This window comes from Streptomyces sp. NPDC048604 (assembly GCF_043199435.1).
Classification (GTDB): Bacteria; Actinomycetota; Actinomycetes; order Streptomycetales; family Streptomycetaceae; genus Streptomyces.
In genome coordinates this window covers 23,311-33,594 of the sequence record NZ_JBICVX010000017.1, presented here as the reverse complement: position 1 = coordinate 33,594, position 10,284 = coordinate 23,311, and the positions used below count along the sequence as shown (strand labels likewise).

General features: G+C 72.6%; 10 protein-coding genes. 8 read left to right on the top strand and 2 right to left on the bottom strand.

Annotated features, from left to right (window positions below; translation table 11 throughout):
• Positions 1–119: 119 nt before the first annotated feature.
• A complete protein-coding gene (locus ACGFMM_RS29430) occupies positions 120–587 on the bottom strand; it encodes an RDD family protein (protein WP_393649497.1) in 468 nt (155 codons plus the stop codon).
• Positions 588–807: 220 nt separating this feature from the next.
• Between ACGFMM_RS29430 and glnA the strand changes: the two genes are divergently transcribed.
• The 3 genes from glnA to ACGFMM_RS29415 all read left to right on the top strand — a co-directional run bounded on the left by glnA (position 808) and on the right by ACGFMM_RS29415 (position 4,444).
• Positions 808–2,232: a type I glutamate--ammonia ligase gene (gene glnA, locus ACGFMM_RS29425; RefSeq protein ID WP_393649496.1), complete on the top strand. Its 1,425-nt coding sequence runs from the start codon at positions 808–810 to the stop codon at positions 2,230–2,232.
• A 224-nt stretch (positions 2,233–2,456) separates the two neighbouring features.
• Positions 2,457–3,248, top strand: coding sequence for a tRNA-dependent cyclodipeptide synthase (locus ACGFMM_RS29420; protein ID WP_393649495.1), 792 nt, complete (start codon positions 2,457–2,459; stop codon positions 3,246–3,248).
• Positions 3,248–4,444, top strand: coding sequence for a cytochrome P450 (locus ACGFMM_RS29415; protein WP_393649494.1), 1,197 nt, complete (start codon positions 3,248–3,250; stop codon positions 4,442–4,444). Before ACGFMM_RS29420 ends, ACGFMM_RS29415 begins: the two co-directional genes overlap by 1 nt.
• 54 nt (positions 4,445–4,498) lie before the next feature.
• On the opposite strand, the gene ACGFMM_RS29410 is transcribed toward ACGFMM_RS29415, so the two are convergent.
• Positions 4,499–4,768 (bottom strand): hypothetical protein, encoded by a 270-nt coding sequence (locus ACGFMM_RS29410; RefSeq protein ID WP_393649493.1) that lies wholly within the window; start codon positions 4,766–4,768, stop codon positions 4,499–4,501.
• Positions 4,769–4,903: 135 nt separating this feature from the next.
• Here ACGFMM_RS29410 and ACGFMM_RS29405 point away from each other — a divergent pair, with 135 nt between their 5' ends.
• The 5 genes from ACGFMM_RS29405 to ACGFMM_RS29385 all read left to right on the top strand — a co-directional run bounded on the left by ACGFMM_RS29405 (position 4,904) and on the right by ACGFMM_RS29385 (position 10,214).
• Positions 4,904–5,263, top strand: a complete 360-nt coding sequence (locus tag ACGFMM_RS29405; RefSeq protein ID WP_393649492.1) for an arsenate reductase family protein — start codon at positions 4,904–4,906, stop codon at positions 5,261–5,263.
• 27 nt (positions 5,264–5,290) lie between these two features.
• Positions 5,291–6,709, top strand: a complete 1,419-nt coding sequence (locus ACGFMM_RS29400; protein WP_393649491.1) for a PLP-dependent aminotransferase family protein — start codon at positions 5,291–5,293, stop codon at positions 6,707–6,709.
• A gap of 55 nt (positions 6,710–6,764) precedes the next feature.
• Entirely contained in the window at positions 6,765–7,403 is a 639-nt protein-coding gene (locus ACGFMM_RS29395; protein WP_393649490.1) for a hypothetical protein, read from the top strand.
• A gap of 220 nt (positions 7,404–7,623) precedes the next feature.
• Complete coding sequence (locus ACGFMM_RS29390) at positions 7,624–9,030, top strand: hypothetical protein (RefSeq protein ID WP_393649489.1); 1,407 nt, start codon at positions 7,624–7,626, stop codon at positions 9,028–9,030.
• Positions 9,027–10,214: a hypothetical protein gene (locus tag ACGFMM_RS29385; protein ID WP_393649488.1), complete on the top strand. Its 1,188-nt coding sequence runs from the start codon at positions 9,027–9,029 to the stop codon at positions 10,212–10,214. The genes ACGFMM_RS29390 and ACGFMM_RS29385 overlap by 4 nt, the downstream gene beginning before the upstream one ends.
• The last annotated feature ends 70 nt before the right edge of the window (positions 10,215–10,284 follow it).

Here is a 10,284-nt window from a genome sequence, read left to right as displayed (position 1 = left end):
GGGGGGCCCACTGCCCGCCCCCACAAAAATACCCCCAACCCCCCCCGGCCCCCCCGCGCCGGCGGCCCCGCCCCGCCCTTCTCGTGTTTCCGTGAAGTGTGCGAGTTCTCGGATACGGATCAGATGCGGACCTGGACCGCGCGGGCGAAGCGGTCGTGCAGTCCGCGGCCGTCCCGGTCCCAGATCAGCGCCGGGACCGCCAGACAGACCAGCACGCTGCGCAGCAGCACCCACGGGAGCCCGAGCCGTCCGCCGTTCACGGAGACCACGCGGAGCCCGAAGAGCCGCTTGCCCGGGGTGGAGCCGATGGTTCCGATGGTGAGCACGCTCATCACGCCGAGGATGACGATCGCCCAGGTCTGGCTCGTCTGGCCGTAGCTGTGGGTGATGAGCCCGTATGCGATCAGGCTGCACAGCGCCCAGTCGACGGCGAGCGCGCCCATGCGCCGGCCGGGACGGGCGATGGAGCCGGGCCCCTCCTCGGGCAGGCCGAGCTGCTCGCCCCGGTAGCCGAAGTCGACGCCTGCTTCCTCGGCCGCCGCGCGCGGGCCGGAGAGCCATGATCCGAGTGCTTGCCTGTTGTCCACCCGACCACGGTACTGCGCCCGTTTTCGATCACTTCCGCCCGGGTGCCGACCGCGCTCGGCAGGCGGCGTCGCCCCCGGTCCGGTTAACTTGGGCGAAACAAATGGGTCATGCTTGAGAAATCCCGCCTGCCTATGGTCGGGTCCAGCGTGTGCCACCGCACTGGCCGCACGACCGAGCTGCAAGCCCGCCCCTCCCCGGGCCGGGAGTAGGAGGAGTTGGATGTCCGAGAAGCACGGGTTCCAGAACGCCGACGAGGTCAAGAAGTACATCGCGGACAACGACGTCAAGATGGTCGACGTCCGGTTCTGCGACCTCCCGGGCGTGATGCAGCACTTCACGATCCCGGCGACGGCGTTCGACCCGTCCGAGGAGCTGGCGTTCGACGGTTCGTCGATCCGCGGCTTCCAGGCGATCCACGAGTCGGACATGGCCCTGCGCGCCGACCTGTCGACGGCCCGCCTGGACCCGTTCCGCCGTGACAAGACGCTGAACATCAACTTCTTCATCCACGACCCGATCACGGGCGAGCAGTACAGCCGCGACCCGCGCAACATCGCCAAGAAGGCCGAGGCCTACCTCGCGTCCACCGGCATCGCGGACACCGCGTTCTTCGGTCCGGAGGCGGAGTTCTACGTCTTCGACTCGGTCCGCTTCGAGACCTCGGCGAACCAGGGCTTCTACCACATCGACTCCGAGGCCGGCGCCTGGAACACCGGTGCGGAGGAGAACAACCGCGGCTACAAGGTCCGCTACAAGGGCGGCTACTTCCCGGCCCCGCCGGTCGACCACTTCGCCGACCTGCGCGCGGAGATCTCCCTGGAGCTGGAGAACGTCGGCCTCCAGGTCGAGCGCCAGCACCACGAGGTCGGCACCGCCGGCCAGGCCGAGATCAACTACAAGTTCAACACGCTGCTCGCCGCGGCCGACGACCTGATGCTCTTCAAGTACATCGTGAAGAACGTCGCCTGGCGCAACGGCAAGACCGCGACCTTCATGCCGAAGCCGATCTTCGGCGACAACGGCTCGGGCATGCACGTCCACCAGTCGCTGTGGACCGGCGGCGAGCCGCTCTTCTACGACGAGACCGGCTACGCGGGCCTCTCGGACACCGCCCGCTACTACATCGGCGGCATCCTGAAGCACGCCCCGTCGCTGCTGGCCTTCACCAACCCGACGGTGAACTCCTACCACCGTCTGGTGCCCGGCTTCGAGGCCCCGGTCAACCTGGTCTACTCGCAGCGCAACCGCTCCGCGGCCATGCGCATCCCGATCACCGGTTCCAACGCGAAGGCCAAGCGCGTCGAGTTCCGCGCCCCGGACCCGTCCTCGAACCCGTACCTCGCCTTCTCGGCGCTGCTCCTCGCGGGCCTCGACGGCATCAAGAACAAGATCGAGCCAGCCGAGCCGATCGACAAGGACCTGTACGAGCTGGCCCCCGAGGAGCACGCGGGCGTCGCCCAGGTCCCGACCAACCTCGAGGCCGTCCTCCGCGCCCTGGAGGAGGACAACGAGTACCTGCAGGCCGGTGGCGTCTTCACGTCCGACCTGATCGAGACCTGGATCGACTACAAGCGCACCAACGAGATCGCCCCGATCCAGCTCCGCCCGCACCCGCACGAGTTCGAGCTCTACTACGACCTCTAAGCCGGATCCGCGTCATCCGACGAGGCCCGTCGCCCCTTTCCCGGGGCGACGGGCCTCGTCGCTTTCCGGCCATGATCACGTGAACAGACGGAAAACTTTCGGACGTACCTACGAGTAGAGGGTTCACGCTGCGCGACTGATCGATAGCGTGACGTCGTCGTTGCCGCCACACCCGGAGCACTGGGCTCCGCTGGGACTAGCGGCGCGATGAGGACGATTCGAACGTGACTCTGGCGGCTTTCGCCCCTGCAGAGACGCTCCTACTCAAGCCGTACACCGACCATTGCCGCGTCATCGCAGACGAGGGCGCGCATGTGGTCATCGGCGTCTCTCCAGGGAACAGCTATTTCACCGCCCGGCGACTGCGCGAGCTGACGCGCTGGGGGTTGGATCACTTCGATCAGGTCGATCTCGTCTACACGGATCTGCATGTCGCGGACATGTACGAGGCGTTGGGGTACGGGGCCGACGAGGCACGGCGCAAGGCCGTCAAGAATCTGCGGGGGGTGCGGGCGAAGGTCGGAGCGGCGGTGGAAGAGGCCGATCCGACAGGGGTACGGGTGCGGGCGCGGGGGATGTCGGAGTTCGGCGACGTTCCGGCGTACCGGGAGCTGCACCGGACGGTGACGGCCACGATCGACACGGATCCGGTGGTGCGGGAGACGTGCGACGCGCTGACCGGGATCTTCCTGGCCGGGAAATTGGCGCCGGGGCAGGAGACGAGCGAGCGGCAGCGGGAGGTGTGCCGGGCGTACATATGCGCCGAGGTGCCGCTGTTCCTGGACACCCCCGCGATCCTCGGGGTGCCGTCCTCGCTCAACTGCTACCACCAGGCGCTGCCGCTGGCCGATCTGCTGTACGCCCGGGGATCGGGGCTGCGGGCCTCGCGCAATCAGGGGCACGGGATTCTCACGCCGATCGAGAATCCCGGGGACCTCGAGATTCCCGGAGCCCCCGGGAATCCCCGGACCACCGAATCCGATGACACCGCCGAGACCGTTGGGGGAGCCGCGTGATGAGCGTCGCCGTCGAGACCCTGCCCGCGTTCCCCTTCGACTGGGACGGGACCCGGCTGCCCGCCGAGGTCGAGGCGCTGCGCGCCGAGCCCGTGCGGAAGGTGCGGACGATCGCCGGGGCGGAGGCCTGGCTGGTCTCCTCGTACGAGCTGTGCCGGCAGGTGCTCGAGGACCCGCGGTTCAGTCTGAAGGACACCTCGGCCCCGGGAGCGCCGCGCCAGTACGCGCTGACGATCCCGCCGCACGTCGTGAACAACATGGGCAACATCACCGGCGCCGGGCTGCGCAAGGCCGTGATGAAGGCGATCAATCCCAAGGCGCCCGGTCTGGAGGAGTGGCTGCGGGCGCGGGCCGGACAGCTGTTGGACGCGCTGGTCGACGAGGGCGCGCCCGGGGAGCTGCGGGGCGGGTTCGCCGATCCGTACTCGGCGGGGCTGCACTGCCGGATGCTCGGCATCCCGGAGGAGGACGGGCCGAGGCTGCTGCGCAGCCTGGACGTGGCGTTCATGAACGCGCCGCGCGAGATCGAGGCGGCCCGGCTCAACTGGGACCGGGACATCGCGTACATGACCGAGCGGCTGGACGATCCGGCGACCGGCGGGCTGATGGCGGAGCTGGCGGCGCTGCGCGACGACCCCGAGTACGCGCATCTGACGGACGAGATGCTGGCGACGGTCGGGGTGACGCTGTTCGGGGCCGGGGTGATCTCCACCGCGGGCTTCCTGACCATGGCGCTGGTGTCGGTGCTGACCCGGGCGGACGTGCGGGAGGCGCTGACGGCCGGGGGCGGCGGGCGCGGCGTCGCGGGGGCGATGGACGAGCTGCTGCGGGTGAACCTGTCGATCGGCGACGGGCTGCCGCGGCTCGCACTGGAGGACGTGCGGCTCGGCGGGACCGACGTACGGGCCGGTGAGCTGGTGCTCGTGCTCGTGGAGGCGGCGAACCACGATCCGGAGCACTTCCCGGAGCCGCATGCCTTCCGGCCGGAGCGGGAGAACGCAGCCGACCACCTCTCCTTCGGCGGCGGCCGGCACTACTGCCCGGCGACCGCGCTCGGCAAGCGGCACGCGGAACTCGCCCTGGAGACGGTCCTCGAACGGCTGCCGGGGCTGCGCCTGGCGGTGCCGGTCGAACAGCTGGTGTGGCGCACCAACTTCATGAAGCGGCTGCCGGAGCGGCTCCCGGTGGCCTGGTAGCGGGCGGGGTGCTCTCCGTACCGGGGCCTTCCCGGTACGGAGAGCACCCGTCGCTCAGCGGCGCAGCAGCGTGCGGACCATGCGGCAGGTGATGCCGGACGGGGCGTGCATGCCGATGCGGTCGGCGGTGGTGCGTATCGTGGCGTCGTCCGCCTGGGAGGGCGCGTAGACCCCCGAGTCCATCAGGGCGATCGCGAGGCGCATGGCCTTCAGGCGGCGGTTATGGGTGATGTACCACTCGCGGGGCAGGCCCGCCGGGAGCGGCTTCTTCGTCAGGGGCTTCCAGGGTTCGAGGGGCAGCGTCGTGAACGTGGCGACAGCCATGCGGCGACCTCCTGGCGCAGGTGTGCGGGGGCCCTCCCCGGGACCCTCGCTTCAGCCTCTATTTTAGTGCCGCCCACTGACAATCGTCCCTGGCCAGACGGTCTTTGACCGCTGCGGAGAGGTACGGTTGCGGGCATGGAGATCTGGATCAATCCCGCCTGTTCGAAGTGCCGCAGCGCGATCACCCTGCTGGACGCGGAGGGCGCCGAGTACACCGTGCGCCGCTACCTGGAGGACGTGCCGACCGAGGACGAGATCCGGGCCGTGCTCGACCGGCTGGGCCTGGAGCCGTGGGACATCACCCGCACCCAGGAGGCCGCCGCCCAGGAGCTGGGTCTGAAGGACTGGGGCCGGGACGACGAGAACCGGGACCGCTGGATCGCGGCGCTCTCGGCGCATCCGAAGCTGATCCAGCGGCCGATCATCACGGCGGACGACGGAACGGCCGTGGTGGCGCGGTCCGAGGACGCGGTACGGGACGCGCTGGGTCGGTAGGGGGTGTCTCGCCGATCAGGACGGACGGTGACCCGGGGGCTCCAGATCGATCTGCACCTGGAGCCGGCCTCCGGCGGCAGCCGGCGCGCGGCGGTCACCCGGGCGCTGCGGGAGGCGGTCCGCGAGGGGCGGCTCCCGCCGGGGAGCCGGCTGCCGCCGTACCGCTCGCTCGCGGCCGACCTCGGCATCGCCCGCAACACCGTGGCCGAGGCGTACGCGGAGCTGGTCGCCGAGGGCTGGCTGACGGCCCGCCAGGGCTCGGGCACCCGGGTCTCGCCGCTCGTCACCCCGCCGGTCGCCCCGGCGCGGCCGCGCGCGGCGGGCGGGGCCGCCCCGGACCTTCCGTACGACCTGGTGCAGGGCAAGCCCGACCCGGCGACCTTCCCGCGCACCGCCTGGGCCGCCGCCGCCCGCCGGGCGCTGTCCGCCGCGCCGCACGAGGCGTTCGGGCCCGGCGACCCGCAGGGGTCCGCGCTGCTGCGGGAGGCCCTGGTGCCGTATCTGGCGCGGGTGCGGGGCGTGCGCACGACGCCGGAGCGGATCGTGGTCTGTTCCGGCACCGCGCACGCGCTGCGGCTGCTGGCCCGGGTGATCGGCGGGACCTGGGCGGTGGAGGAGTACGGGCTGCCGTTCCACCGCGGGCTGCTCGCGGAGGGCGGGGTGCGGACGGTTCCGCTGCCGGTCGACGCGGACGGGGCCGTGGTCGGCGGGGTCCGGGGACGGGCCGTCCTGCTCACGCCCGCGCACCAGTTCCCGACCGGCGGGCCGCTGCACCACGAGCGCCGGGCGGCGGTGGCCGAGCGGGCCCGGTCGGGCGGGCCGCTGGTCCTGGAGGACGACTACGACGCCGAGTTCCGCTACGACCGGAAGCCGGTGGGCGCGGTGCAGGGGCTCGCCCCGGACGGGGTGGTGCTGATGGGCTCGGTCAGCAAGAGCCTGTCGACGGCGCTGCGGCTGGGCTGGATGGTGCTGCCCGAGCCGCTGGTCGGCGAGGTCGTGGCCGCCAAGGGGGTACGGGAGCAGTACTCCTCCGTGATCGACCAGCTGACCCTCGCGGAGCTTCTGACGGGCGGCGGCTACGACCGGCACGTCCGGCGCATGCGGCAGCGGTACCGGACCCGCCGGGACCGGCTGGCGGAGGTCCTGGCGCAGCGTGTGCCGGAGGTCCGGGTGACCGGCATCGCGGCGGGCCTGCACGCCGTGGTCGACCTCCCGCCGGGCGCCGAGGCGCCGGCCCTGGCGGCGGCGGGACGGCATGGCGTCGCGGTGGAGGGCCTGTCCGCCTACCGCCATCCGAAGAGCACCGCGGCCCACCGGGACGGCCTGGTGGTGGGCTACGCGGCCGCACCGGAGCGGCGCTACGGACCGGCGCTCGACGCGCTGTGCGCGGCGCTCCGCGAGGCGCTCGATGCACGGGGCAACGGAAGTGACCGCAGCGGCAGTTGAGCAGAACCGGGGGGCTCCTCGTACCTATCGGCACACGGAACCGAGAGGAGCCCACGTGTCACGCAAGAGGACGCTCAGCCGGAGGAAGAAGGTCGCGCTGCTGGCCGGTGCGGCCGCGCTGGTCGGGGGGACGGCGGTGGTGATGACCGGGACCAGCCAGGCGTCGGTCGCCTGCGACGGACTGGCCTCCGCGCTCGCCAACAACGAGAGCTTCATCGCCGGCCAGCGGGCCAACCCCGACGCGCTGTCCCAGGCCCGGATCGCCAACCGGGAGGCGGTGATCGCGGAGATCCGGCGCAAGCAGGCGGCCTCGGGCTGCACGGACACGGCCGCCCCGCAGCCCCCGGCCGCTCAGCCGCCCGCCGCCCAGCCCCCGGCCGCTCAGCCACCTGCCGCCCAGCCCCCCGCCGCCCAACCACCGGCCGCTCAGCCGCCCGCCGCCGGCGGTGACGTCGTCTGTCCGGGGTCCACCGTGACCCTCTCCGGCGAGGCCGGCGCCCCCGCCGCCTCCAGCAACCAGTTCCCGCCCGGCACCCGGCTGAAGGTCACCAACCTGGACAACGCCAAGTCCACCACCGTCGAGGTCACCTCCGCCTCCGGCAGCTGCGTGCTGCTCAACAACGCGGCCTTCGAGCAGGTCCGCGAGCCCGGCAAGTTCCTGATCCGCAAGGCCCGCATCGAGCGCGTGGGCTGACCCCGGGTCCCGCCCCGACGGTGCCGCGGCGCGCACGGCACCGTCCCCGAGACCCCGCACCCGATATCCCGTACTCCCCGCCCCTCCCCCGGTGTTACGTTGATCCGGCCGGCCGCGGGACTCCGGTGCGACTTCCGGGACCTGCCTTTGAAGCAACGTTTTCGCTGTTCGTGCCCCCATTCCCCGGCCGGCTCCATGACGTTCGGCCCCGGGGGGAGCCATGTCCGATTCGCTCGCCGAGCTCGTCGCCGCCGAGGACGTGCTGCTCTTCGTCAACGCGGCCGTCACCGCCACCGGCCAGCGCGAGTTCCGCTCGTCCGCCGCCGAGCAGCGGCTCTCCCTGGCCTTCCTGCACGAGTACGTACGGGTCAACTACCGCCCCCTGTACGCCTCCTGCCTCGCGCTCGACATCAACGACCACAACGCGGCCCTGATCGCCGAGCATCTGCTGCGCACCCCGCACGAGGCGGGCCCGCACGAGGGCCGGCTGATCGCGGCCCGGCTCGCGCTGCTGCCGCCGCAGCGGGTCTACCGGCTGTTCGGCGCGCTGCGCGCCGCCAAGGTCAACAACCGCCGCACCCGCGCGATCATGCGCGACTGGCTGGCCGCCCGTCCCGACCTGGGCCTGGACGCGGTGAAGTACCGCACCGGCCTGAAGACCGCCGTCCGGCACCTGCACCTGACGCCGGGCGCCGAGACCGGCGACTTCCTGTTCGCGCCGCGCCGCCGGGCCCGCTACGACCACGCCCTGCTCGACGCGTACCGCCGCGCCCACCACGACCAGCGGGCGGTGTACGAGCTGCCGTTCACCGTCGCGGAGGGCTTCGCCGCCCGGCACGGCGTGCCGCGCGGGGTGTTCCTGGAGCGGATCGCGCCCCGGATGACCCGCCTGGAGCGGCTGCGCACCCAGCGGGGCCCGGGCGTGGCGGCCGACCTGTCCACGATGCCGCTGACCCGGCTCGCGCTGTACGTCCTCGCGCTCCCCTTCGAGGAGCGCGCGGCCCGGCGCGCGGAGCTGACCGGCGCGCTGCGGGCCGCCGCGCGCCGGACGGCGGGGCCGCAGGCGGGGACCTGGGGCCGGGTCGCCGCGGTCCTCGACGACAGCTACTCGTCGTCCGGTTCCGGCGTGAAGCGGCGCCGCCCGCTGGCGGTGGCGCTCGGCTGCCATTTCCTGCTGGAGGCGCTGGCGGAGTCGTACCGTGTGCACTGGACCTCGGGCGGCACGGATCCGCTGCTGGTCCGCCCGTACGGGCCGACCCCGCTCGGCCTGCGCGTCCTCGACGCCCTGCAGGCCCCCGGCCCGGCGCCGGACCGGCTGGTGATCGTCTCGGACGGCTGGGACAACGCCCCGCCGGGGCTCGCGGGCGAGGTGCTGCGGGTCTGGCGCAGCCGCCTCGACCCGGAGCGCCGCACCGCCGCCGTGCACCTGAACCCCGTATACGACGCGGGCGGTTTCGACGTGCGCCGGCTCGCGCCGAGCGTGCCGACGGCCGGGGTGCGGGACGCGGAGGACCTGCCTGCGCTGGTGGAGATCGCGCAGTTCGCCGAGGGCCGGACCGGCCTCGCGGAGCTGCGGGCGCATCTGGACCGCCGGGTGGAGCTGTTCCTGAAGGAGGCCGGCGCATGACCGGGATCGACCTGACCGGCCTTCAGACGCGTCCGGCGCAGGTGTGGGGCGGTGTCCGGCTGGTCCCGCTGGTGCGGGCGGAGCCGGTGGCCGGGCTGCGGCTGCACCGCGAGGTGTACGTGGGTCACGGCCACGTCGTGGACGTCGGCGACGGCACGGCGTACACCTCGTACATCCCGCACGGCTTCGTCGCGGACTGGTCCGGGAACGCCGGCGAGGGGGACGCGGCGCGCGAGTCGGCGGCGTTCGGCTCCCGGCTCGGCGGCGTGCCCGAGACGGTCCCGGTCCGCGGCGCGCACCACCGGCTCGCCAAGCGCGGGCGGGGGCGTGGGAAGTCCGCCGGCCGGCCCGAGTCCCGGCTGCGGTTCCTGCCGCTGCATCTGGCCCTGGAGGGCTATCTGGCGCTGCACTTCGGCGGACCGAAGGTCGTGTGGGAGGAGTGGTCGCGGCAGGCCGTGCGCGAGGGCCTGTCGCCGCGGGCGGAGGCGGCGTACGCGGGCTGGTCGGTGCCGGGGCTCGGCGAGGCGCTGCGGGTGTTCGAGATCCATCCGGGGCAGTGCGGGCTGATGCTGTACGTCGCGGACGCGCTGGCCGCGGCCTTCGTCGTGCCGCACCCGGACGACTACCGGCTGCTGCACCCGACCCTGGTGGAGGACCTGTACGGGGAGCTGATCCACCAGTACGCGTACTACGGCGCGCCCGTGCCCGAGTTCACCGCCCGGATCCGGGACGCGGCCGGCGGCGTACGGAGCCTGGCCGATCTGCGCGCGGCGGCGCTCGCCCAGGAGCGGGCGTGGGCCGAGGCGCACGACGGGCTGATGGCGCGGGACCTCCTTCGGACCTCGTACGCCTTCGAGCGGGTGTACCGGATGGGCGGCTTCGAACTGCTGCGCTTCCTGCCGCCGTTCCTGAAAGGCGGAGCGGAGCAGCACATCGGCGAGCTGATCACCGACCACAAGGGGCGCACGGCGTATCTGAAGACCTTCCGGCTGTCCGAGAACCAGATCCGGCGGGGCTATCTGCTGCGGCGGCTCGCCGACTGCGACTGGCACCTGGGGCGCACGGCCGAGGCCCTCGGGACCTCGTACGCCGAGGTGGCGCGGCGGATCGAGCGGGCCGGCCTCGGGTCGCTGCTCGACGCGCACGTCGTCGCACGCCGGGTGCGGGAATCGCAGGAAGGCTGAGTAACACGGGGTTCACAAACGGGCAACCACCGGGAAATCCCTTGTTGCCAAGCTGCGCGCATACCCGCGT